Below are 25,465 nucleotides of genomic sequence, written 5' to 3'. Positions count from 1 at the left end.
GAATAATTACTAAATGCTTTGACCGGGAAGAGTAATTGTACAAGTTTTGTTTTTAGGAAATGCATGCCACTGACTGAAAGTATGCTAACAAAACGTATAATGAAGTTCACCCCGCGAGCAGCGTCCGGGAGCCGTTTTGGTGAAAGGAACGCCGGCTAGAGATAGTCGTTAGCTCAAATGAAGTGATTGTAGAATGCATATTCTGCAATAACTAGGGTGGTACCGCGAAACTCGTCCTCGTCCCTTTTTTAGGGGGCGAGGTTTTTTTGTTTTCAAAAATGGAATAATTGTGATTAATTGTGCCTGATTGTTAGAAAACAACGGGTAGCAATAATAACATTATGTCCAAATCTTTATGTAGGAGGAATTTATCAATGGAACAACAATTAAAGCAATTAGAACAAGAAGCTTTAGCGAAAATTGCAGAAGCTGCTGACTTAAAAGCATTAAACGACGTTCGTGTTGCGTACTTAGGTAAAAAAGGACCAATCACGGATCTTTTAAAAGGAATGGGTAAGCTTTCTGCTGAAGAACGCCCAAAAATGGGGGCACTTGTGAATACAGTGCGCGAAAACGTAACAGCCGAGCTTGAAAAGAAGGTTGCCGTTTTAGAAGAGGCTGCTATTCTTAAACAACTCGAAGGCGAGTCAATCGATGTAACATTACCAGGCGCAAAAGTACGCGTAGGAAATCGTCACTTATTAACACGCGTTATCGAAGAAATCGAAGACTTATTCTTAGGAATGGGCTACGAAATCGTAGAAGGCCCAGAAGTAGAAAAAGACTATTACAACTTCGAAGCAATGAATTTACCAAAAGGTCACCCAGCACGTGACATGCAGGATTCATTCTATATTTCTGAAGAAACATTATTACGTACACATACATCACCAGTACAAGCACGTACAATGGAGGCGAAAAAAGGCGAGCCAATTCGCGTAATTTGCCCAGGTAAAGTATTCCGTCGTGATACAGATGATGCAACGCACTCTCACCAATTTATGCAAATCGAAGGATTAGTCATTGGCGAAAACATTCGCATGTCTGACCTTAAAGGTACACTTGATGCATTGGCGAAGAAAATGTTTGGTGCTGAGCGTGAAATCCGCTTACGTCCATCATTCTTCCCATTCACAGAGCCATCTGTAGAAGTAGACGTTTCTTGTCACAAGTGTTCAGGTAAAGGCTGTAATGTATGTAAGCAAACAGGTTGGATTGAAATTTTAGGCGCAGGTATGGTTCATCCGAACGTACTTGAAATGGCTGGTTACGATTCAACTAAGCTATCAGGCTTCGCGTTTGGTATCGGTGCAGAACGTATCGCAATGTTAAAATACGGTGTGGATGATATTCGTCATTTCTATACAAATGACACTCGCTTCTTATCACAATTCCACCAGGCAGAAATGTAAGGGGGACAAAATAAATGTTAGTTTCATTAAAATGGTTAAGCCAATATGTTGATATTTCATCGTTAGAAGCAAACGCGCTAGCTGAAAAAATTACGCGCGCAGGTATCGAGGTTGATGCTGTAATCGACCGCACATCAGGCATGACAAATGTTGTGGTTGGTCACGTTGTCTCAAAAGAAAAGCATCCAGAAGCAGATAAATTAAATGTATGCCAAGTTGACGTTGGTGAAGAAGAGTTACAACAAATCGTATGTGGCGCACCAAACGTGGATGCAGGTCAAAAAGTAATCGTTGCACGTCCAGGCGCAAAATTACCAGGCGGCATTAAAATCAAAAAAGCAAAATTACGTGGTCAAGAATCAAACGGTATGATCTGTTCTTTACAAGAGTTAGGTATCGAAGGTCGTCTTGTACCAAAAGCATATGCTGAGGGCATTTACGTGTTACCAGCAGATACGACTCCTGGTGCAGATGCATTAGAAGTTTTAGGCTTACGCGACACAGTTCTAGAGCTTGGTTTAACACCAAACCGTTCTGACGCAATGAGCATGCTAGGTGTTGCCTATGAAGTAGCAGCGATTTTAGAGCAAGAAGTAAAGCTTCCTGAAATTAGCTATACAACGTCAACACAAAAAGCAGCAGACGTTCTAAAATTATCTGTAGAAGATAAAGAAGCGAACCCAATGTACGCAGCAAAAGTTGTGAAAAACATTGAAGTAAAAGAGTCACCATTATGGTTACAACATGCATTGATGGCAGCAGGGGTACGTCCACATAACAACGTAGTCGATATTACAAACTACGTATTAATGGAATACGGTCAACCACTTCATGCATTTGACTATGACAAGCTAGCAACAGGCGAAATCGTAACACGTATGGCACGAGACGGTGAAGTAATTACGACATTAGATGATCAAGAGCGTACATTAGCGTCTCATAACTTAGTGATCACAAATGGTCAAGAAGCTGAAGCCGTTGCGGGTGTAATGGGTGGTGCAAAATCAGAGGTATCTGACGCGACAACAACAGTTGTGATCGAATCAGCTTACTTCAACCCAGCGTCAGTGCGTCGTACATCAAAAGAAATCGGCTTACGTTCTGATTCATCAGCTCGTTTCGAAAAAGGTGTAGACCCGAACCGCGTATTACCAGCAGCTGAGCGTGCAGCACAGCTACTTGCTGAACTTGCTGGTGGCGAAGTATTAGAAGGTACCGTATTAGTAGACGAGCTAGACAAAGCACCGGCTCGCGTTGTCGTATCTCCTGACTTCATCAACGGCCGTTTAGGCATGAAGATTTCGTTAGAAGATATGCTAAGTATTTTAAATCGTTTAAAATTCGACGTTGAAGCAGCAAACGGTCAATTAATTATCGATGCGCCAACTCGTCGTCAAGATATTAAAATTCAAGAAGATATCGTGGAAGAAATCGCGCGTATGTATGGCTACGATGAAATTCCTGTAAGCTTACCAGCAAGTGACCAAATTGGTAGCTTAACACCTTACCAAGCAGGTCGTCGTATTGTACGTAACGTTATGGAAGGTGCAGGCCTATTCCAAGCCGTGACGTATTCATTAACGTCTGCAGCACTTTCTCAAAAGTTTGCATTACAAGCAGAAGAAACAACAAAACTTCTAATGCCAATGTCTGAAGAGCGTTCGACATTACGTCAAAGCTTAATTCCACACTTAGTAGAAGCAGCAGCTTATAACGTAGCACGCCAAGCAGAAACAGTAGCGATGTATGAAATCGGTTCGGTATTCCTAGGTCAAACTGCTGAAGAACTTCCATTTGAAGAAGAGCATTTAGCGCTTGTACTGACAGGGAAATGGATTGACAACACATGGCAAGGCGAGAAGAAAAACGTTGATTTCTTCGTAGCAAAAGGTATTGTGGAAGCCGTATTCGAAAAATTAGGCTTAACTTCTCGCGTAACTTACGCAAAAGCACAGTTAGACGGCTTACATCCAGGTCGTACGGCTGAAGTGTTCTTAGATGGCGAAAAAGTGGGTGTTATTGCGCAACTTCATCCACAAGAGCAAAAAGCATTTGATGTGAAAGAAACATACGTAGCGGAATTAAACTTACGTGCGATTTTAGCAGCGACGAAAGAAGCATTAGTTTACAACATCATCCCACGCTTCCCTGCAATGAGCCGTGACATCGCGCTAGAGCTTGATGTAACAGCTGCAGCAGGAGAAATCGTAGCAATCATTAAAGGTGCAGGCACAAGCTTACTTAAAGACGTTAAAGTATTTGACGTTTACGCAGGCGACAAAATGGCACCTGGTAAAAAATCTGTGGCCTTCTCATTAACATACTTCGATCCAGAACGTACGTTAACAGATGAAGAAGTCGTAGCAGCACATAACAAAGTACTAAAAGCATTAGCGGAAGCTGGCGCGGAAGTACGCTAATTTTATAATGAACAAACAGTCTATAGCCAATGTGCTATAGGCTGTTTTTTTTATGGCGATTTGTTCATCGTTTTCTTAAATGAAAAATTTTTTCTTAGAAGTCTGAAGGATTTTTTAAGAGCTATGCAGAAAAAAGTAAAAATATAGTGAAACATTGTGTAAATTTAGGTCGGATTTGAAGGAAAAAGAGAAGAATAACTAGAACAGTATTGTCACTACTTGCATAGCTATTTTGAATTGTACAAGCATACAGACAGAAAAGAGGCTAATTATATGAAAAGGAATTTTATCGCAGAATCGCCAAGAATCCGGACAAAAATTAACTTTATTTTATTCAATAGTATCGTTTTACTTGTTTTTGTATTATCGGGCTATAATTACTTCAGTCAAAAGGCAGATTTAATTGATACGATTGAAACAAAGTTACTATCAGATATTGATTTAAGTCGAGCTTATATTGAAGCGAAATATCCGGGGGAATGGGCAATAATTGACGGCGACCTACATAAGGGAACAGTTAATTTAGTTGGAAATACAGAGATTGTAGATGTAGTTGGAGAATTAACAAAAGGGAATTATGTATCAATTTTCCAAGATGATGTAAGAATAAGTACAAATATTGAGGAAAACGGCCAGCGTGCAATCAATACCAACACGTTAGGTGAGATAACGTCAAAAGTGTTGGGGAATAAGGAACGGTATACTGGGTTTTCTGAAGTAGAGGGGGAAAGTGCGGAAGCGGTTTATGACCCAATTCTTAATACGAATGGCGAAGTAGTTGGTATGTGGTCTACTGCTATTTCAACGGCTCCTTATGGGAAAATTGCATTTATGCATATGTGGAAAAAGAAGCCAATTGAAATTTTATTATTGGTGTTAACGATTTCAGTCATTAGTTTATATGTGGAATATAAAGTGTCAAGACCGCTTAAAAAGATTCAAGAAAATGCAAACGAGTTAGCCGAATTAAACTTAAATGGTAGAGTGTTAGAGTGGAAAGGAAATGACGAAATCGCAAGGGTAGCAAATAGTTTTAATGCGGTACAAGTGCGTTTAAAAGAAACAATAGGTGTTGTTGCGAATAGCGCAACCCAAGTAGCAAGTGCTTCGCAAATCTTATCGGAATCATCTGTTCAGACAAGTGAGGGCTCCAGTCAAATTGCCAAGACAATTAATGAAATAGCAGGGGGTGCTTCACAACAGTCTAATCAGATTGAAGGCATTTTACGAATGTTAGGTGAAACGATTTTAGAAGTAAACGAATCTTTACGCGAGGCTGAAGAAACGCTAGTTACGGCAACAGAATCAACAACGATTGCAAAAGAGGGGCAGGCCGCAATCAGTGATGCGATTAAGCATTTAAGCACGGTGACACAAACGGTATCATTTGCGACCGAATCGATTCAAAAACTAGGGAAACGTTCTGAAGAAATTGGCGGCATTATTACCGTGATTACAAGCATTGCAGATCAAACGAACTTATTAGCATTAAATGCGGCGATTGAAGCAGCACGTGCTGGTGAACATGGAAAAGGCTTTGCGGTTGTAGCGGAGGAAGTGCGTGCGTTAGCAGAGCAATCACGTTTGGCTTCAGGGCAAATTACGGAGCTGATTGGTGCGATTCAAGCAGAAACATCAGTAACAGTTCGAACGATGGAAAGTAATCTATTAGCGGTTGAGGAGCAAGTGATGGTCATTAATAAAGGTGGTGACGCACTTGTGCAAATTGTAGACCGCGTAGCACATACTGAGGCGAATGTAGCACATATGCATGAGGCATTTAACCAAGTATATGCGAATTCGACGGATGTCCAACGTGCGATGCAGGACATTTCAGCGATTATCGAAGGTACGGCTGCTGCAAGCGAACAAGTGGCTGCAACAGCACAGGAGCAGACTGCAACGATGGCTGAGATTACAGCAAACGCCGAAGATTTAGCACAAATTGCAGATAGCTTGCAACAAGAAGTACAAAAGTTCAAGTTATCTTAACCAAAAACCCGAATGTCGAAAGCATTGATATGCGACATTCGGGTTTTTCATTGTTCGTTTAAATTGTCCGTTTCAGACGGCTTTACAGGTCGCAGCATACCTAAAACTGCACCAGCTAAGCCAATAATCGTGTGCACAATACCGAATGTATAAAAGTTAATAAAGATACTATTTGTATATTCGTTCAATAATGGGAAGCCGTAAATTTGCGAACCAACTGTTTTTGTATCGCCCCCTAAACGAGCGAATACATCTGCTTTATAGTCGTTTGCATAATAAATTAAAACAATGACTAAGGCTACACCAAAAACGAAATAAATCATGCGCATCATGTGGTCTTTTGCATGACGTGAACTTTCAATAAAGAAACGATATGTAGTAAATAAGCTAAGCAAAATAAACGGTGCGACAAGGGCCATACCTAATGCGCCTAAATTCCCTCCATTTGCCACTTCATCGGGTTTTACTGTGAAAAAGTGTTGAATAATCATAACACCAAATAAACTAATGCCCATACTAATGAGCCAACTAAGACGTAGCATGTAAGTCCTCCATTCTTATTTCACTATACATGGTCATGCGGGTTGTTTCAACGCTCAGAAATCCCCTTTCTTTCGATTGAATATTCAGTATAATAGAGAGGGTAATACAAAGGGGGAGGAATTTGAATGCTTCATAAAGAAGAAACGGTGTTAGTGCTAATTGATATTCAGGGGAAATTAGCGCAAATCGTGGATGAAAGTGATTTTGTTGTGAATAATATTGCCAATGTTGTACAAGGCGTTAAGCTGTTACAAATACCGATTTTATGGCTAGAGCAATATCCGAAAGGGCTTGGGCCAACAGATGCGCGCATTGCGATGCACTTAACCGATCAACAGCCAATTGAAAAGATAACGTTTAGTGCCTATGATACCGAAGCGTTTGTACAAGCGCTAGAGCAAACGGGTCGAAAAAAAGTGCTGCTAGCGGGGATTGAAACACATATTTGCGTGTATCAAACAGCCGCCCATTTACTTGCCAATGGCTACGAAGTAGAAGTGCTAGCTGATTGTGTGTCATCACGCACAGCAGGCAACCGTGTAGTAGGTATTCAAAAAATGCTCCAGCTCGGCGCAACGATTACCAGTGTTGAAATGGCCCTATTTGAAATGCAGCAAGTAGCAAAGGGCGATACATTTAAAGCGATTAGTCAATTAGTGAAATAGTAAGAAGTATGTAATTGAGCACTTGTTTGAGGAATGTTTTTCGTGGAGAAAAACGTTCCCAAACGTGCCAGTTATTTATGAAGAAATAAGCTTTCGCGTGGAATAACCTAATTGTTAGTTTCGCAAGTAGATATCTTACGTAATTCCTTAAAGTTAATAAAAATCGCCCAAAATATTAAAGTTGGCAGTATTGTTATTAAATCAAAAAGTAATCTCAATTGAATAGAATAAAATGCTAGATAATTAAGTGAATTAATGAAGCTAAATGTGAGAATAAAAATGATAAATATAATTTTTAGTACCTTATTTTTAAAAAGAACAATACATAATAATGGGAGTATCCCGCAAAAAAAGTAAAAGTATGCCGGGAGAAAAATAAAGAAAGTTGTAAAATCCATAAAAAGTGGAAATAACTCACCTTTATAGTCTGGATAAAAAATATAAATAGCGATAATTGAAATGATGGCAGTTAGATAAAGTGAAAATCTAAATATCTTGCCCATTAAATAATCCACCTCCATATTTGTTAGGAAAGATCATCCGAATTATAATCAAAAAATGGTATTAAGGATAAAATTGAAAAGAACGGGAAAATCAAATAGATAGAAACAAAATCAACTTTAGTAAATAACCAGATGTCGATACAACCTACCAACATCCCCCCTATACCATTAAACAGCATAAATGATCTTAGCTTATTACGTAATTTTTTAGAAATGTAAATATTAATAGGGAGCACAAAAACGATAATAAAAAAATAGAATCCTGAAAAAAACAGGATACAAAGCATTACTAACTCTGAAACTTCAGAAGGGGGCAATGCTTCACTATTTAAATCGCCATCTAAACTTATAATGCTAAGTGTGACAAGTAAAGCTACGATTATCGGTAAGAAAAGTATTTTAGATATAAATTTTTTCCCCAAATCGAATAACCCCTTTTCAATTTATTTTATCTCATAAAACAGGAATTTTAAATATGAAGGAGCTGTGAGATAATCATCTAACGCATAATCCACATTTAATCTATACGTAAATAAACTAAATAAGGTTCCCAAACAACGGTTTGGTAACTTTAACTACTATCAACTAAAAAATAACCCTATAAGATAAACTTTTTTAAGTACATACTCTATAGGGCTCATGTATGCTAGTGCGTTTTTTCATTTAGTCGAAAACCCCCACTATTTGGTAGAAAAATAAATATCACTATCATATAATTTATAGAAAGAGGTGGTATAAATGTATGGATTAGATACAAGTAAAGAAGCAATAAATATTGATTTGGCATTGGTTAAATCTTGTTTGGGATTGATTAATCAAACTGTAATTTTAGGCAAACAAAGAGGTGAAACCTTTACTGCTTCAGAAAATGAAGAGTTACATATGTTAATTTCCAAAATTGATAAAGAGTTGAACAAAGTTAAGATGAACGTACACTATGATACAAATAATACTATGGACCGCTAAACCCATATGTTCAACAATATTCAAAAACCTTCCCAAACATGAAGTGACCCCTAAAAGTTAGACACGGTTATTTTAGACAGTTATAGGAAGATTATCGCTTATCCTTTACTAATAATCCAATCACTACAAGAATAAATCCTAAAGCTAAAAGGAAAATTTCAGAACCACCTGTTCTAAAAGCAATTTCGTGTGGTATGTATATCGCTATAAGCATCAATGCGATACCTAATAACATTATTTTAATTGAGCGCAATTCTATCACTCCTACTTTTTATCCTTATTTTAACATATTTGTTTTTTTGTTTTTGCATACAATGAAAACTATGCATTCCATAATATAGACCCTAATACTGGTCATTGATGAAAGTAGAAGTAATTTCGAAAAGATAGTTACGTTTCGTTTAGGCAGCTAGTTGGGCATGTAATCGATATTGTATCGGGCTCATGCCTTTTAACTTAGCCTTAATCCGTTTCGTGTTGTAATAATGAATATATTTTTCGAGCTCTTCTTTAAAGTGCTCAATACTTTCAAATTCTTTTAAGTAAAGGAATTCAGATTTCATGATGCCAAAGAAATTCTCCATCACCGAGTTATCGTAACAGTTACCCTTTCGTGACATACTTTGCACAATGCCTCTCGATTGGAGCGCATGGCGATATTGCTTCATTTGATAATGCCAGCCTTGATCGGAATGCATGAGGAGTTTATGGTCTTCTGGTAAGCGTTCTAAGGCCTTTTCTAACATGTCTGAAACAAGAGAGAAAGTCGGTCTAGAGCCGATTGTGTAGGTGATGATTTCCCCGTTAAACATGTCTAAAACAGGCGATAAATACAGCTTTTCGCCAAATAATTTAAACTCTGAAATATCCGTTGTCCATTTCTCATTTGGTGCTTCCGCCTTGAAATTACGATTCAAAATATTATCCGCAATTTCACCAACTCCGCCTTTATATGATTTATATTTTTTCATGCGCACTAAACACTTTAAACCAAGCGCTTTCATGAGGCGCTGCACCTTTTTATGGTTCACTTTTTGCCCACGATTCGCCAGCTCATCACGAATACGACGGTAGCCATAACGACCCTCGTGTTCATCGTAAATTGCTTGAATGTCCGCTTTTAAATCAGCGTCTCGGTCTGGTCGATCCATCTTCTTCACGATATCGTAGTACGTGCTGCGTTTGATTTTGGCGAATGCGACAAGCGCCTTCACCGAGTATTTATGCCTTAATTCATAGATGACTTTTACTTTGTCTTCTTTGGTGATGCTTCCTTGGCTTGAACTAAGGCATTCAACTTTTTTAAATACTCATTTTCCATACGTAAACGATTAATTTCAGCCTGTAGTGCTTCAGGTGAACCTTCTACTAGTGCGTTTTTAGGTTGTTTAGTCGATTCTTTTTTCATAGATTGACGCCCCTTTTTCTTTGGCTGAAGGGCATCTTCTCCTAGTGTTTCGAATTGTTTTTGCCAATTCCGTATCGACGTACTAGCCGCAATATTGAAAATCGCTGCCGTTTCGTTTAAGGACGTACCGTGTTCAGTCATATAGTTAAGTACGTCTAGTTTAAATGCTTTTGTGTAATTTGTATATCGTCTGACGAACACTTCTACGCCATTTTTTTGATATTGGTTCGCCAACGTGAGTAAATAACGATGTGAAATACCAAAATCCGCAGCGACTGTTCTGGAGCTTTCCTTACTATTTAGATAGCGTTCAACCGCCGCTAATTTTTGTCCGGCACTCATTTTAGCCATGAAAAAACACCTCATTCGTTAGTATTGTGTCTAACAAATGGGGTGCAGTTCAACAACGCTTTGGGAAGGTTATATAAAATAGTATAATAAAGTAATTATGTTAAAAGGTGGTCCTTAGATGAAGAAACACTTAACGTCTATATCTATTATTTTCTTGGGAATATGCATTCTTTTAGGTTCTTTTTTTATTTCGCAATCTTTAAAATCTAAATCCGTCAATAAAACATCTAACGAGCAATTTAGGTATGAGTTAATCTCACCAAATGACAGTAATATTATTATTTTTGATAAGAAAAATGGAGAGTATTGGAGAAAGTATATTGAACCAAATGAGGGACCAACTGATTGGGAAAAACAAACGTCACCTATTTCTACATCATCAAAGTAATCTATATTAAATATACAAACCTAATTAGAATAACGTTCCCAAATAAAAGTTTGGGAACACGCCAAAGAGCCACAAACGTTTTTACACAAACGTTTCGTGGCTATTTGTATGAACGTTATTTATGCATCTTTTTATGCATTATAATGAAAAGTCAATGATCGCAACGATTTGAGCGTACTTTAACAAGAATTCATCATAGGCCTTCATGAATGAAATCACGTATAAAATACGGTGAATCCTTAATGATTTACTTGAAAAGAGGTAGCTTCTTCAACATAATGCAAACCGGAATGGCAATCAAAAGCCCAACCGTATTTTGAACTAAATTACCTGGAATCGATGCAAATGGGATGATCCAACTTTGGAAAAGAATGGCCTCACAAATATAATAGCCCGTTAGCATAACCGGAATCGAAATAATAATTGCAAAATTATTTAGTAGAACATAATTTCCTTGACGATGAAATGACCAAGCAATTTTCCCAATCACATAGCCCTGTAATCCCCGGGCGATAAATGTAAATGGTGCCCAAAGCGTCCAGCCTGACACCAAATCAAATAGCCCCATCCCGAATGCCCCTGCAATCGCTCCTTTTTTTGGCCCAAAAATAATCGAAATGATAAAAAGCATTGCTGAGCCTAAATGTACTAAGCCACCATTTGCGGCAATAGGTAATCGAATGTTTAAAAATAATGTCGAAACAAAAACAAGTGAAATAAGCATAGCTGATAAAATGATCTGAAATGTTTTGTTCTTAGAATTTACCGAAGTAACTATATTTTCCATTTGATACTCCCTTAAAATGTTATTGTTTCAGCTGAAATTTAAACGTGTTCGCGAATACTGATAACCTTAGCAAACCTTTGAGCCCTTTAAAAGTACCAAAAATGGTAAATGTAAAGAGGTCAGTTTAAGCGGATGTCATTTTTTAAAACGAAAATACACAGGAATTTTGAACAACTAGGCAATGTCTATCGCCAACTTTTAAGGTTGTTCATATCGTAGATAGAAGTAATTTGTCAGAGGTAGATGCGAAGGACCAAGTAGGAAGGGAGAAGGGTTGTGAAGGATGAAAACATGCGCAATGGGCTGTATGACGCACTTTTTGATTTGAAACACTTGCAAGACTTACTTGCCAACTCTTGGTCAAAGTATTACGGTCATCTATTTTTGAAAATAGTCGGAAGTGATACGATCCCATTTTATTTCATGACAAAAGAATGCAAACCATTTACCGTCATTAATCCAAAAACACATACCGAAACAAGTTATTTCCGAATCGAAGCAATTGAAAAATCACACGTCACGCTAACGCTATTACGCGCATTTGATTTAGATGATAAAGATACAAATATCATGCAAGATGTGATGCGCTTAGAGAAAACAGAAGCAAAATTGACAATAGATATGCGTTCGATGTTAGCTGTCCAACTGTTAGAACCAGCATTGTTAGGCGGAAAATTTTATATCGAGTCAAAATGGTAACAAGTGTAAAGGGAGTGTATAACGAGTGACAACAATCGGCATGTTGCATCATCGAAAAAATCCAGATACCGTATTGAAATCTTATGCGTTTGCTGCAGTAGCAAAGGCGGAGGGACTGGATTTTTTTTATTTTACACCAAGAGCGGTCAATTTCACGACGCGAACAATTCAAGCGAAAGTGTTAGAAAATGGGGTTTGGCAAGAAAAGAATGTGTCATTTCCAGATGTCATTTATAACGCGGGTAGTCCAGAAAAATTAGCTATATCTAGGAATATCATCAAGCAATTACGAAGTGAAATTCCATTTACAACGAATTCCATTGGCAACAAATTGAACATTACCAAGCGCTTAATCGAGGCAAAGGAATTTGCAAACTATTTAATTCCAACGACTAATATTAAACGAGTAAAACAATTTTATGAACAAATTCAAATGTATAAAAAATTGGTATTTAAACCCGTTGAAGGACGAAAAGGCAAAGGTATTTATTTTATTTCAAAATTAGTGAATGGCTATGAGGTGCAAAAGGATTCCACTAGGCAAACATTATCAAAAGCGCAGCTCGATTCGTTTTTACAGCAACAATTAACAGAAGAGTCCTTCATCGTACAACCGTATATTCAATCGACGATGAAAAATGGGCAAGTGTTTGATTTTCGAATTCACGTTCAGAAAAATGGGGAGGGTCAGTGGGTCATTACGACGGTTTACCCTCGTGTAGCGCCACATGGTTCGATTATTCCAAATATTAATAATGGGGGCTTTACGAATTATTTGGAGCCTTTTTTGCAGCTGGAATTTAAAGAAGAAGCCTTTAATATAAAGCGAATGTTAGAGCATTTCGGCTTGTCGCTAGCGCGGCATTTAGACGAAATCCAAATGATTAAATTTGATGAAGTCATCGATGAAATCGGGATTGATGTGGGCCTAGATGAAAATGGCAAGCTGTGGATTTATGAAGTGAACTGGCGACCGGGATGTCCACCTGCCTTTTATTTAGAACTTGATGTTGTCAAACATACGCTTCAGTATGCTAATTACCTCGCGCAGCATTCAGCGGAGGTAAAGGCACAAATAGAACAGGTAAAGGGGCGTGCATTAGCCGTGAAAGCGAACGATCGACCAATCATCGCGATTACAGGAAGTGCTGGTAAAACAACGACAAAAGCATTTATTGCCTCGATTTTATCGAAGAAATGGACAATTTTTGAATCGAAGGATTATTGGAATACGACCGAGCACACGAAAAAGCATAAGGAACTTATTGATGATTCGCATAAGGCAGTTGTACTAGAGTATGGCATGGCTTATCCTGGTGTCATCAAAAATCACTGTAGTATCATTCAACCGAATATTAGTGTCGTCACAAACATTGGCTTAGCGCACGTCGGCAATTTTGATGGGGATATTAAGGGAGTGGCAAAAGCAAAATCTGAGCTTATTCAAGGGATGGATCAACAAGGTTACTTAATTTTAAATAGCGATGATGCGAACTCGAAATGGCTACTCACCAATCAATTTAAAGGAACAATTAAAACAGTCGGTATTCACCAAAAGGCGGATTATATGGCTAGCCATGTCAGGTATCAACAGGAGGGCATGGCGTTTAACATGAAACTACGAAATCAAGAAATCTCGGTGTACATTCCGATTTTAGGTGAGCATCATGTCTATAATGCGCTTTGTGCGGTTGCTGTAGCCGATCAATTAGGCTTTTCTCCGGAGGAAATTAAAGCGGGGTTAGTGTTTAAAAAACCACCACGCCGGTTAACCCTCTATCATTGTCGAGATGATATTTTACTCATTGATGATACGGTGCATTCTCATCCACAAGGTGTTCGCGCTGCACTTGATGTGCTCTGTGAGGTTGGGAAGGGGCGAAAAATCGCACTTATTGGGCAGATGCGTGAGCTTGGAGATTTACGGGAGGAAGAATATCGCAAACTGGGTGCTTATATCGCTGCGAAAAAAATCGACCAATTAGTTACTTACGGTTTTCGAACAGAGGAAATTGGAGATGCTGCACAGCGAAATGGGTTAGCACGAGCGAACATTCAGCATTTTATTAATAAAGAGGCGTTGCATACATTTTTAAAAGGGCTTGTGAAAAAAGGGGATACGATTTTAATAAAGGGTGCGAGTAAAACAAATATGTTTGAGACCGTGCAATTTTTAGATCGCCAATTTAAAGCATAAAAAGAGGCTTTACGGAAAGTGAAATACTTTTCGTAAAGCCTTTTTGTCTAGGCATTCGCGCCAGCCCCTCGCAACATTTCGAACCCTCTTGCAAAAGTGGTGGAGCGTTTACTTTTGCATCGGGTCTCCAATGTTTCTTGGGCTTAAAGGGCGAGAATGCGCTTTTCTTACAGCCTGCGCATATGAAATCTAATTTCACTTGCTGCACGGTTTGCTCGTGCAACCGCTTCTTTTAATGTTGCCCCTTGCGCGATGATATACGCATAGCGGTGGCCCATCGATAATGGGGGAATGAGTATCGTTCCTTTTTTGGGCTTCACATACACATCATAAATACCAGGGCATTTTAACGCGCGTTGCTTGCCGGTTACCTTTTCTAAAATACCTTTGTGATGGACGATTAAATGTTTTGTATAGACGTAATCATTATGCTTTGGTGTAAAATCCGGTTCATCTCCGAGGTAAAGTTTTAATGTTTGTTCGACTAAGTTAAACCCAAATGCCGCTTCAATCATCTTGTTCATTGCGCCACCTGAAATACGTGGGTTAATTTCAATCAGTTTCCAACCGCTATTCGTTAGACGCAATTCAATATGAAATGCCCCTGTTTTCAGTTCAAAGGTTTCGACGAGTGATTGACAAAGTGTGTTAAGACTTTCTAACAACTTAGGAGGTACCGTTGAAAATAGTTGGTAGCCTGTAATAATGAATCGTTTCCCCTTTGTAATATCTTGCCTGATGACAGCGATAATCTGAGGCTGATGGTTGTGTACAATTACTTCGACTAAATATTGCTCTCCCTTTAAATATTCCTCCGTAATGATGGGTTCAGTTGGATATTTGTTGCGAAGTGTTGTGAGATGCTTGTGTAATTCTTTGTTGTCCGAGGCAAACAAGACATCCTTGGATCCCGTTGATTTGGGAGATTTGATAATGAGTGGAAAGGTCACTTTGCCTGTTAGTTGTTCAGCTGGTCCGAGGACGGTAAATTGTGGAGAATAGGATTTGTTTAACAAAAATGTTCGTGTTTGTTCCTTATCTTCCATGATTTCGATGGCCCTTGTGGAGGTGAGATTTTGGCAAAATTGTTCGCATAGTAACGCTGCAACATGCACATATGGATCAACAAAACTAACAATCAGTTTAATATCAAAGCCTAATTCTTGAAGCTTTGTAATTTCCGATTTCATTTGCTCTATATTGGTTGTATCCAGTATGGTCATTTTATGAATCTCCTCGTATTCTGTTCGCTGTTCAAATTGCCGTTCATTACTTGTGAAGAGAACGGTAAAATAGCCTAATTTTTCAGCTGCTTTCGTCGCCTCTCTACTTGATCCGGACTTATTTGTTCCAATAAATATAATGGTTTTCAATTCATTCACCTCCATTCATAAGGATGTACCTCCTCTTAAATGTATGGCGAGAACGGATTTTTCTCTGGTTATCCATCCTATGTAATACAAATAACTACGTAGTGAACTGATTGTGTACATATGCTAAGAGGGAAAGGAGGGTGAAACATGAGATGAAGCCAATATCCGTTGAAACATTATGCACCATTATTTCAGGTCAGCATACACATGGCCCAGCTGTTCAGATTGGGCACGGGGCTTATCGGTTAAGGCAAGTGAAGCATCCGAATACGGTTTTATTTATTGAAAAACGCATTATGAACTGGACAAATTTAGTTTCCTTTTTTCCGCTTGTATTAGTAACAGAGTGGCCTTATCAAACAAAAGAGCTTCCAAGTGGCGTGACAATCATCAACGTCAAACATTCAGAAGAAGCTTTATGGAAATTTATTCGCTTTTACCGCGCACAATTTCAGCTACCGGTTGTGGCGATTACAGGGACGGCAGGGAAAACAACAACAAAGGAAATGATTAAGCATATCGTAACGCCCTATAAAAAAGTAACGGCAACACAGTTTAGTACGAATTCTAGAACGGCTCATTTTCCATATTTATTGAGTATTGAAGAAGATACTGAGGCTGCCGTTTTTGAAACGGCTGTAGGGGGACCGGGGGATTTATTGAAAGCAGGAAAGTATTTCAAGCCAACAATAGGCATTATTACAAACATTGGCGAACACCATCTCAATTATTGTAAAACATTAGAAGGCTATATTGAGGCAAAAGCAGAGATGTTAGACATATTGGATGGTGGCGTGTTAATTATCAACGCGGGGGATCTAAATACGCGTAAAATCGATTTCTCTAAATTTAACGGCAAAATGATAACAATTGGTACAGACGACGCCAATGAGTTTGTGGCAAAAAATATTCAATACAGTATAAACGGGATGGCATTTACAGTTGTTCATAAAGGGCAGCAACATCCAATTTATGTACCAGGTTTTGGAGAGCATCAAGTATTGAATGCTTTAGCAGCTATTGCGGCGGTTACTGAAATCGGATTAACGATTCCGCAAGCTGCAAAACAGCTGCAAAGTTTCAGACCACTCAATAAGCAATTGCAATTGGTTGAAGGGCAAAATGGCGCACTCCTGCTAGACGATACGTGGAGCATTACAACCACTTCTTTAGAGGCGGGACTGAATGTTTTAAATGCGCTCGCTAAGGAAAAAAAACGGATTGCAGTAATTGGGACGATTACCGATGTTGGTTCATGGGGGACGTATATTCATAAAAAAGCTGCAGAGCTTGTAAAGGAAAAAGGCGTAGATCTACTCATTACAGTGGGAGAGCATGCAAAAATACTAGCAGACCACGCACTCGCGCTAGGCATACAAGCACCAGTATATCGTTTTAATAATAGTGTGCTCGCCTACGAATTATTAAAAAATGAAATGAATCCCAATACGATTATTTTGATTAAGGGAGATATGTATAGTAAAACGATGTTTGAATTAGCAACGAAACTAAAGAAAAAATAGGATTTGGTTATGAGCTTTTATGGGAAATCAATAAAACATTTATACAGGACACGCATGTGGGCAATAGAACCATTAGTGGCAAATACACAAGCAGCTTCAATATTATATGAATATAATGTATTAATCTTACAGGAAGGGAGGGAGAACAATGGGAGGAATTTGTCCATGTGGTGTTCAAGTAAATGCTTTTGCCAGAAGGGTCAATGTTAGGATCAACGGGGTTCGTGGAAATATCACTGGTAATTTAACGTACCGTGCAAATGTATGTATTTCTACGCTTAATACTTCTACACTTTCACTACGATTTGAAGATACCGAAACACCAAATCGTTATAATTTTTTATTCACAGCGAATGAAATTACTGATGTGACATGTAGAAGAGAAGGCCAGAACTGTGTTGTAACGGTTCAAGGTACAGGACTGGTTGGCATGACACAATATTCATTTGTAGCAGTATTTAGGGATCAAGTAGCAACGGCTGAGAATGATTTAGTTCAAAGCTTCGTCATTACAGAATTCTTTAATCAAGGCGGTACAGTTCAGGTTGAACAAGGATCGATTGTTGCAGTAGGCTGTCAAAGTTAGACGTAGAGAACTGTCCAAAAGGTAACTCTGGACAGTTCATTTTATCAAATGTATTGGGGGAAGCCATCATGCATGTGATAAGGGGGAGAATTGGCCAATATAAAATTCTGATGCAGCAGGAACAACTAAGTCCGTATGTAGTGGTGACTGAACGATTTTCAAAAGCTACGCTGTTTTCCATGTTGAAAAGTACAAATAAAATCATTCTAAAACCGATCACCGGAATGGATTCCATTTTTGTGGAAAAACAGCAAGGGAAGTTCCGTGTAAGAACAAATTTAGAAACAATTGAAGGGCTAGAGGGCACGCGTCTTTATGAATCGATTCAACAAGTTATAGGTGATAGAAATTATGTTATGCAACCGCAACTTAATTCAACACATCTTACTAAAAAAAGCTTTCGCCGGTTTATAACCGTTCACAAACGTAATGGACATTGGTATGTTACGGCTTCGTCAAAACAAACAAGTAACGTTATAGAAGCGCTTGCTTATTTCATGCATCAAGCAAGGTTGAAAAAATTAGCGCTTATGGCAGCGGAGCAACTAGGACCATTTTATCCGCTTTGTGAATCCATTGTAATAGAGTTGTCATTTACCCTTGCAGGGGATGTAGCGATTACTGATTCATTTTTGCATTTCTCAGTCAGCAAATGGAATCAATATCAAAGCATAGCGAAATACATGCCACAAACCGATTTACTAACGCGAGCAACATTTACTCAATATTTAAAGAAATATCCACTTGTATTTTTAAAGCCTTGCAATGGACAACAAGGAAAAGGAATTATAAAAATTTCTAAAATGAATAGGCGAAGTTATGAGATTCAGATAGGGCGACAAAAATGGATGATACAGGGTATCGGGCAAGTATCTGAACATATTCGGAAACATGTGGCCATTGAAAATAACTACATTATTCAACGGGGCATTGCCTTAGCAACGATTAATCAGCGTTTCTCTGATATACGGGTCATGACACAAAAGGCAAAAAATGATTGGCATGTAACCGGCAAAGTTGTGAAGGTGGCTGGGCCTCACTTTTTTGTAACGAATGCAGTAGAGGCCGTTTTGCCATTGCCCATAGCATTAAAACAGTCTACGGTACTTTCATTATTCCATCGAAGACTTGATAAGCGTATGGATCGCATGTGTATAGCGGCATCTAAATTGCTTGATGAACCTACAGAACGAAAAATCATTGGCTTTGACGTTGCCGTAACGAACTTTGGTCAGATTTGGATACTTGAAGGGAATTATGTACCGGATTTGTCGCTTTTTAAAAATTTAGAAGAGCCCGCGATGTACAATACAGTACTGGAGTATATACGTATGAATCGATGACCTAAGAAATTTGAATGAACTTTCATATTCTATGATAAGGGGGCGATTTTATCCGAGCTTTACATGTAAAAACCATTCGCCAATTGCTAGGAGGGCAATTAATTAGCGGAACAGAAACAGGGGATGTGAAGCAGGTAATGTACTATGATTCGCAAGCATTAATCGCACCGAATACGCTTGTTTTTGTTCGCAAAAGTGACGAAGTGAACTGGGGCGCATTAAAAGCTAAGATATCGACTGTGCTTGTTTCAGATAAAGGAATAGAACAGCTAAAGGATGCGCCAGCTCACATAACTGTTATTCACGTGCGCAATACGTTACAGGCATACTGGGATTTTTGTACGTACTACCGGAACTTGTTTGAAATCCCGGTTGTTGCGATTACAGGAACTTGCGGTAAGACAACGACAAAAGAAATGCTGAAACACATTTTAAGCAAAGACATGTTGGTTCAAACATCGATCAGCAGTATTAACGAGCCACGTCAGTCGCTAGGGTATTTACTTGGCATTGAAGACGAGACGAAAGCAGCAGTATTCGAATTAGGTTTAGGCAATTCGGGCAACATTAGCCATCAATGTCGTGTATACCAGCCAACAATTGGTGTCATTACAAACATCGGTGTGCATCATTTAGATGGCTGTAAAGATTTAAATGGCTACATTCAAGCGAAGGGAGAAATTTTACAGGGCATTCGCGCTGGTGGCACGTTAATAATCAATGCGGATGATGAAAATACAAAAAAACTCCCGATAGACACGTACAAAAACAAAGTGATTACATTTGGTCTTCACAATGAGGCACATATTACCGCAACAAATATTGAATTTGCAGCGAAGGGCATGAAATTTCAGGTGCATGTAAACAATCAAACGTACAATGCCTATATTCCAGGTTACGGGGAACACCAAGTGTATAATGTACTTGCCGTTTTGGCGGTCATTCAGGAGCTAGGATTCTCTATACAAAGGGCGATTATGCACTTAAGGACATTCAAACAAATGGAGCGACATTTGCAGTTTTCTACAGGGTTAGGAGGAAGCACAATCATCGATGATACATGGACCAATAACCCAACATCTGTAGAAGCCGCATTAAAGGTAATCGATGCAATCGGTAAAGGGAAGAAGCGCTATTTAGTATTAGGGGATATTAAAAGACTTGGACAATTCGAAAAAAAATATCACAGCGAGTTAGGCAGTTTAGTCGCTACTTATCCTATTCACACCTTAATTACGGTTGGATCAAAAGCAGCCCATATTGCCAAACAAGCACTTGCAGATGGGACAACAGCACAAGTGTATATGTTTAAGGATGTTCAAGGGGTATATGAACTGTTGAAGCCGCAATTAGATGCACAGTCCATACTATTGATAAAAGGACCCATGTCGAGTCGAGCCATGATACATTTTGCCAAACAATTGAAAAGTAGCGAGTAAGGTAAATGGTAAAACTGATTCATACAAAAAAGCTCTATCACACACGACATCTTGTCCGAGTGATAGAGCTTTTGTCTTTGGATAAACGATGTGCCAAGGTTACTTCATGACACGTCTAGCGGTAATGTAATGATCTTTATAATAGTCTACTAATAGTACACGCGTAATCACACCACTAGTTGTTGGAATGATTAAACGGTGGTCGCCTGCATAAATGGCTACTTGCGTTGGAATTTTAGAGCCCTTCTTACTGTTGAAGAATACTAAATCACCTTTTTTTAGGTTGGCCTTTGAAACAGCAGTACCAAGCTTCATTTGTGCACTAATCGTTTTTGTATTCAATGATACACCGTTTTTACGGTACGTATATTCAATAAAACCACCTGTAGTAAATCGTAATGAAGCATCGTTATTGATAGAACCAATTTTCGCACTATTTTTCGTAGCGTATGCTTTTTCAACGATTTTATCACCTTTTGTTGCAGGATTTGCACTCATTAGCGAAGGAAGTACACGACGCGCGGTTACATAATTTTCTTTGTAATACGGCTTACTATTTAAATCAGAAATCACGATATTTTGTTTAGAATCGGCCATATGAATGATTTTGTTATTGCCGATGTACATCCCAACATGATCGGGGTCTGTCCCTGTTTTTTTGCTTTTAAAGAAAACTAAATCCCCTTTTTGGAGCTGGCTACGTGGCACATATGTACCTTGCTTGATCATATAGTCTTCATTATAAGTTGCTAAATCAACACCATTTTTCTCAAATATATACATTAAGAATGTGGCACATGAAAATTTATAAGGCGCAGTCGATTTATAAATAGTACTACTGTATGTGGCTTTTCCAATTAAACCTTTTGCGGTATTGATTAGTTGATTGGCCTTCAAAGCGACAGCCTGATTATTATTTTGAACAGTTGCTGCATGTACAGTTGTGGGTTCGATAGTTGCAGGGAGCGCAGATAACGAACTAAAGCCAATTGCTAATGCAACCGTTGTTAAGAAACGTTTTTTCATAATAGAATACCTCCAAATTGATTTCACCTACGACTTTAGCATGGAAAATACATAATTCTTGGAGGTAAATGTTTCCAATGGATTTTTGGAATCTGCCAATGCCTTGTGACTAGTGGGTTTAAAAGCGTAAATTACAATTCAATGACAAATGTTTCAACTACCGCGATTTGGATATTATGCAGGTACATGGATAAAAATTTAAACAAAAAAGATGAAAACAAAGTTCAAGCTCACTTTGTTTTCATCTTATCGTTCCCTATAATTAAGGAGCTAAACGGGCGCGAATACGCTTTTCTTTTTAAAAACACTGGAATGAACGAATGCTGTTTGGGTTCAATGGCTGATAGACCCAGCCAAGTCGGTGGCGCCATCTGAAGCCGAAAATGATATTTCGCGATACAAATGTCGGGAAGTACCAAAAATCAGTGCGGTTATTTAACCAAACATACGTGTTGCGGTATAAACAGCTTCGCATATTTCCTGAACCGGGATGCCAGTTTGTCATAGCGGGCGTGAATTCAGGAGGGGGCCCCATTGGTGAAGGGGATTGCATGTTACCCCCAGGAGGTCCAGGGGGTGGCGCAGAAGGTCCCGGAAAGCCAGGAGGTCCAGGGGGTCTAGAAGATCCAGGGAATCCAGGAGGGCCAGGTGGAAAGAAGCCAGGTTGTTGTTGCCAATTGAAGGGCTCGAAATCATCTTGTTGATTATTAAACGGATACATCGTCACATATTCCTTTCTTTCGTACAGATAGTGTAAGTTATTCAGAAATGATGTCCATATGTAGGCGATAACACGTAATGAATTGGCTTCTTGTTAAGGAAATTATTGATTATCGCATTGCAGATAACTTTGCATAAAGTTTTATCTACGTCTAGGCTAAAGCGCCAGCCCCTCGAGCTTTTCGGTCCCGCCGTCGAAAGTGGTAGAACGTTTACTTTCTAGTCGGACCCTCCAAAGCTTGTCGGGGCTGAAAGGGCCCTTTAGCGCTTTTGTTCCTAGTCAAATAAAAAAATCCAACATTTTTTCAAGATAGAAAAAATGCTGGATTCGTTAGATAAGTTATTCGTTTAAAGCGGAATGTTTCTTGCCGTACACGAAGTACAGGATGATGCCGAGTACAAACCACACGCCACATGCAATCCATGTGTGTACAGATAGCTGGCTAATTAAGAAAATACATAATAATAACGAGACGATTGGTAATACTGGATAGAACGGCACTTTAAAGCCACCAGTTGGTAAGTCTTTATTTTTACGTAAATAAAGAATGCCTGCTGACACGAAGATAAACGCAATTAAAGTCCCCATGTTTACCATTTCAGCTAATGTACCAAGTGGAACTAAACCGGCAATGACTGAAATCACGATTGTAAAAATAAATGTATTTTTCATCGGGGTTTTACGTTTTGGATGTAATTCTTTCAACATTTTTGGCATTAAGCCATCACGAGAAAAGGCTAGTAATAAACGTGTGCCACCATACATCATAACTAACATTACAGTTAACATCCCAATAACCGCACTTAGCGAAATAAAGCCGGCTACCCAGTCTTGTTCGACGAATTTCATCGCAAAGGCTACTGGATCTGCAACATTTAGTTGCTGATAAGGAACGATACCTGTTAAGACAAGTGAAACTGCCACATAAAGAATCGTACAAATAACTAAGGACCCGATAATTCCGATTGGCATATTACGCTGTGGGTTTTTTACTTCCTCGGCAGCTGATGACACCGCGTCAAAGCCTAAGTAAGCAAAGAATACGAGCGCTGCACCCGTAAATACGCCACTCATACCGTATGGTAAAAATGGTGACCAGTTTTCTGGTTTCACGTAAAATACACCAACAATAATGAATAATAAAACGGCACTGATTTTTAGTGCGACAAGGATTGCATTGAAGCGTGTTGATTCCTTCATCCCTAATGATAGAAGAGAGCCGATAACAAAAATGATAATCACAGCAGGTAAGTTAATATACGTGCCGTTTTCTATACTAAATGAACTTGTTAACGCTTGAGGTAAGTGAATACCGAAGCCTTCTATTAACGTAACAAAATAACCTGACCAGCCTGTTGCTACGGCTGCTGTTGCTAAGCCGTATTCAAGTAGTAACGCCCACCCGACAAACCAAGCGACAATTTCACCAAATACAATATAGCTATATGAGTAAGCGCTGCCTGTTACAGGAACCGTAGAAGCAAATTCTGAATAACAGAGTGCAGCTAATGCACAAACAATGGCTGCGATAATGAATGAGAATACAATACCGGGTCCCGCATGCTGCGCTGAAACCGTACCAGGAAGAATGAATATCCCCGTTCCGACGATTGCACCAACGCCCAAAAGCATTAAATCAAATGGCCCCATAGTTTTTTGAAGCTCCATCGTACCTTTTTTGTGTAAAAGGTCACCGATTGGCTTTTTTCTTAATAAATTTTTCATAATTACACCTATTCCTTTGAATCAATAATCAAAATAATATCATAAATTTTCAGAATATAAAAGCGCTTTATTGGGTTGAAGCGTTGAAGTGAGAAAGAGTTTGCGATTTTAAGCAATAAAATACGATGAAAAAGGGGAATTAGACATAAAAAACTAGGTGCGTATTTAAGCACCTAGTTGAAGGTATTATTTTGTGTAGTTATCAAAGTAACCTTGGATGTAAATCATTGGTGTACCTTTGTCACCAGAACCAGAAGTTAAGTCAGATAAAGAACCGATTAAGTCAGTCAGCTTACGAGGTGTCGTACCTTGTGCAGCCATTTGACCAGTTAAATCATCTTCTTTGTTGTTAATGTAATTTTTAATCGCCGCTTTTAACTCTTCGCCTGATAATGCTGCGAAATCGTTATCTGCTAAATATTTTAATTTAATTTCGTTCGGTGTACCGTCAAGACCTGGTGTGTATGCAGGTGATACAACTGGGTCAGCTAGTTCCCAAATTTGTCCTACTGGATCTTTGAACGCACCGTCACCGTAAATCATCACTTCTACTAATTTGCCAGTAGCAGCTAAGATTTTCGCTTGGATGTCATCAACGATTGGTTGGCAGTTGTCTGGGAATAACTTGATGCCTTCTTCTGTTGATTTGTTAGAGCCTAGTAAACCGTAGTTTGAGTTGAAGCCTGAACCATTTACTGATTCAGATAAGATGTTATCTAAACCGTAAATTTTTTCTGCACCAGCAGCCGTTAGTAAGCGTTTTGTACGGAAGCGAGAGTGAATATCACATGTTAGTACGCTCTTCGTATAATCTAAAATTGTTTTTGCGTTGTTCGAGAAGATCACTTCTACTTCAGCGCCTTGTTCTTCGATTAATTCTTTGTAGTATTCAATGTAATCAACACCAGTGAATGTATGTTTGTTATAGCCGAAGTGACCACGGAATTCAGCTTCTGTTAGAACGTCTGTCCAAGGGTTAATGCCCTTTTCGTCTAATTCGTCTAATGTTACTAAGTGATTTCCTACTTCATCTGAAGGGTAGCTTAACATAAGAACGATTTTTTTCGTGCCTTTTGCGATCCCTTTTAAAATATTTGAGAAACGGTTACGTGAAAGGATTGGGAAAATGACCCCAACAGTGTCATCACCGAATTTTGCTTGTACGTCCGTAGCGATATCTGCAATTTTAGCGTAGTTCCCTTGTGCACGTGCTACTACTGATTCTGTAACGGTTACGATGTCACGATTTTCAATTGTATAACCTTCAACTTTCGATGCATTTAATGCTGTATCAACGACGATTTGTACAATGTCGTCACCTTCGTTAATGATTGGGCCACGAAGACCTCGTACAACTGTTCCTACTACACGTTCCAAAATAATCTCTCCTTATATGTA

The 25,465-nt window shown here is 38.8% G+C and carries 21 protein-coding genes and 1 other annotated feature; of the genes, 12 read left to right on the top strand and 9 right to left on the bottom strand.

Going from position 1 to position 25,465, the window contains the following annotated elements; all coding sequences use genetic code 11:
* Positions 1-9: 9 nt before the first annotated feature.
* Positions 10-248 (top strand) — a binding site (T-box leader).
* Positions 249-374: 126 nt separating this feature from the next.
* The 3 genes from pheS (at position 375) to NSQ62_RS15255 (ending at position 5,824) form a co-directional block, all read left to right on the top strand.
* Positions 375-1,412 (top strand): phenylalanine--tRNA ligase subunit alpha, encoded by a 1,038-nt coding sequence (gene pheS / locus NSQ62_RS15265; protein ID WP_341320993.1) that lies wholly within the window; start codon positions 375-377, stop codon positions 1,410-1,412.
* Between the two features lie 14 nt (positions 1,413-1,426).
* Positions 1,427-3,832, top strand: coding sequence for a phenylalanine--tRNA ligase subunit beta (gene pheT / locus NSQ62_RS15260; RefSeq protein WP_341320992.1), 2,406 nt, complete (start codon positions 1,427-1,429; stop codon positions 3,830-3,832).
* A 273-nt stretch (positions 3,833-4,105) separates the two neighbouring features.
* Positions 4,106-5,824: a methyl-accepting chemotaxis protein gene (locus tag NSQ62_RS15255; RefSeq protein ID WP_341320991.1), complete on the top strand. Its 1,719-nt coding sequence runs from the start codon at positions 4,106-4,108 to the stop codon at positions 5,822-5,824.
* A gap of 47 nt (positions 5,825-5,871) precedes the next feature.
* Here NSQ62_RS15255 and NSQ62_RS15250 read toward each other — a convergent pair whose 3' ends face one another.
* On the bottom strand, positions 5,872-6,366 hold the full coding sequence (locus tag NSQ62_RS15250; RefSeq protein WP_341320990.1) for a nucleoside-diphosphate sugar epimerase: 495 nt from the start codon (positions 6,364-6,366) through the stop codon (positions 5,872-5,874).
* Between the two features lie 126 nt (positions 6,367-6,492).
* On the opposite strand from NSQ62_RS15250, the gene NSQ62_RS15245 reads away from it, so the two are divergent.
* Positions 6,493-7,032, top strand: a complete 540-nt coding sequence (locus NSQ62_RS15245) for a hydrolase (RefSeq protein WP_341320989.1) — start codon at positions 6,493-6,495, stop codon at positions 7,030-7,032.
* A 526-nt stretch (positions 7,033-7,558) separates the two neighbouring features.
* Here the strand turns inward: NSQ62_RS15245 and NSQ62_RS15240 are convergent.
* On the bottom strand, positions 7,559-7,957 hold the full coding sequence (locus NSQ62_RS15240; RefSeq protein WP_341320988.1) for a pilus assembly protein PilB: 399 nt from the start codon (positions 7,955-7,957) through the stop codon (positions 7,559-7,561).
* A 316-nt stretch (positions 7,958-8,273) separates the two neighbouring features.
* Between NSQ62_RS15240 and NSQ62_RS15235 the strand changes: the two genes are divergently transcribed.
* Positions 8,274-8,501: a phosphoglycerate mutase gene (locus NSQ62_RS15235; RefSeq protein ID WP_341320987.1), complete on the top strand. Its 228-nt coding sequence runs from the start codon at positions 8,274-8,276 to the stop codon at positions 8,499-8,501.
* A 91-nt stretch (positions 8,502-8,592) separates the two neighbouring features.
* On the opposite strand, the gene NSQ62_RS15230 is transcribed toward NSQ62_RS15235, so the two are convergent.
* Together NSQ62_RS15230 and NSQ62_RS15225 are read right to left on the bottom strand one after the other, a co-directional pair.
* The gene (locus tag NSQ62_RS15230) at positions 8,593-8,754 is read right to left on the bottom strand and encodes a hypothetical protein (protein ID WP_341320986.1); all 162 of its coding nucleotides are present in this window, start codon (positions 8,752-8,754) and stop codon (positions 8,593-8,595) included.
* A 148-nt stretch (positions 8,755-8,902) separates the two neighbouring features.
* Positions 8,903-10,260 (bottom strand): IS3 family transposase gene (locus NSQ62_RS15225; RefSeq protein WP_341320985.1). Its coding sequence is split into 2 segments (ribosomal slippage): positions 8,903-9,807 and positions 9,807-10,260, totalling 1,359 coding nucleotides; the frame shifts between segments, so codons are not numbered across the junction.
* 118 nt (positions 10,261-10,378) lie between these two features.
* Here NSQ62_RS15225 and NSQ62_RS15220 point away from each other — a divergent pair.
* Positions 10,379-10,648 (top strand): hypothetical protein, encoded by a 270-nt coding sequence (locus NSQ62_RS15220; RefSeq protein WP_341320984.1) that lies wholly within the window; start codon positions 10,379-10,381, stop codon positions 10,646-10,648.
* 247 nt (positions 10,649-10,895) lie between these two features.
* Here NSQ62_RS15220 and NSQ62_RS15215 read toward each other — a convergent pair whose 3' ends face one another.
* A complete protein-coding gene (locus tag NSQ62_RS15215) occupies positions 10,896-11,435 on the bottom strand; it encodes an ECF transporter S component (RefSeq protein ID WP_341320983.1) in 540 nt (179 codons plus the stop codon).
* Positions 11,436-11,711: 276 nt separating this feature from the next.
* Between NSQ62_RS15215 and NSQ62_RS15210 the strand changes: the two genes are divergently transcribed.
* Positions 11,712-12,134, top strand: coding sequence for a CotY/CotZ family spore coat protein (locus NSQ62_RS15210; protein WP_341320982.1), 423 nt, complete (start codon positions 11,712-11,714; stop codon positions 12,132-12,134).
* A 25-nt stretch (positions 12,135-12,159) separates the two neighbouring features.
* A complete protein-coding gene (locus NSQ62_RS15205; RefSeq protein ID WP_341320981.1) occupies positions 12,160-14,331 on the top strand; it encodes a YheC/YheD family protein in 2,172 nt (723 codons plus the stop codon).
* A 167-nt stretch (positions 14,332-14,498) separates the two neighbouring features.
* On the opposite strand, the gene NSQ62_RS15200 is transcribed toward NSQ62_RS15205, so the two are convergent.
* Positions 14,499-15,713, bottom strand: coding sequence for an ATP-grasp domain-containing protein (locus NSQ62_RS15200; RefSeq protein WP_341323948.1), 1,215 nt, complete (start codon positions 15,711-15,713; stop codon positions 14,499-14,501).
* A gap of 143 nt (positions 15,714-15,856) precedes the next feature.
* On the opposite strand from NSQ62_RS15200, the gene murF (NSQ62_RS15195) reads away from it, so the two are divergent.
* The 4 genes from murF (NSQ62_RS15195) (at position 15,857) to murF (NSQ62_RS15180) (ending at position 20,595) form a co-directional block, all read left to right on the top strand.
* Complete coding sequence (gene murF, locus NSQ62_RS15195) at positions 15,857-17,227, top strand: UDP-N-acetylmuramoyl-tripeptide--D-alanyl-D-alanine ligase (RefSeq protein WP_341320980.1); 1,371 nt, start codon at positions 15,857-15,859, stop codon at positions 17,225-17,227.
* 148 nt (positions 17,228-17,375) lie between these two features.
* Entirely contained in the window at positions 17,376-17,813 is a 438-nt protein-coding gene (locus NSQ62_RS15190) for a hypothetical protein (RefSeq protein WP_341320979.1), read from the top strand.
* A gap of 68 nt (positions 17,814-17,881) precedes the next feature.
* Positions 17,882-19,156, top strand: coding sequence for a YheC/YheD family protein (locus NSQ62_RS15185; RefSeq protein WP_341320978.1), 1,275 nt, complete (start codon positions 17,882-17,884; stop codon positions 19,154-19,156).
* 125 nt (positions 19,157-19,281) lie between these two features.
* Positions 19,282-20,595, top strand: a complete 1,314-nt coding sequence (gene murF, locus NSQ62_RS15180) for a UDP-N-acetylmuramoyl-tripeptide--D-alanyl-D-alanine ligase (RefSeq protein WP_341320977.1) — start codon at positions 19,282-19,284, stop codon at positions 20,593-20,595.
* 99 nt (positions 20,596-20,694) lie between these two features.
* On the opposite strand, the gene NSQ62_RS15175 is transcribed toward murF (NSQ62_RS15180), so the two are convergent.
* From NSQ62_RS15175 to NSQ62_RS15165, 3 genes are all read right to left on the bottom strand, one after another.
* Positions 20,695-21,621: an NlpC/P60 family protein gene (locus tag NSQ62_RS15175; RefSeq protein ID WP_341320976.1), complete on the bottom strand. Its 927-nt coding sequence runs from the start codon at positions 21,619-21,621 to the stop codon at positions 20,695-20,697.
* A gap of 1,060 nt (positions 21,622-22,681) precedes the next feature.
* Positions 22,682-24,067, bottom strand: a complete 1,386-nt coding sequence (locus tag NSQ62_RS15170) for an amino acid permease (RefSeq protein ID WP_341320975.1) — start codon at positions 24,065-24,067, stop codon at positions 22,682-22,684.
* A 186-nt stretch (positions 24,068-24,253) separates the two neighbouring features.
* Positions 24,254-25,444 carry a coenzyme F420-0:L-glutamate ligase gene (locus NSQ62_RS15165; RefSeq protein ID WP_341320974.1) on the bottom strand — a complete coding sequence of 397 codons (1,191 nt, stop codon included), beginning with the start codon at positions 25,442-25,444 and terminating at the stop codon, positions 24,254-24,256.
* Positions 25,445-25,465 lie beyond the last annotated feature (21 nt).

The sequence above is a fragment of the Solibacillus sp. FSL H8-0523 genome, assembly GCF_038051985.1.
Taxonomy (GTDB): domain Bacteria; phylum Bacillota; class Bacilli; order Bacillales_A; family Planococcaceae; genus Solibacillus.
This window is presented reverse-complemented; position numbering and strand designations above follow the sequence as displayed.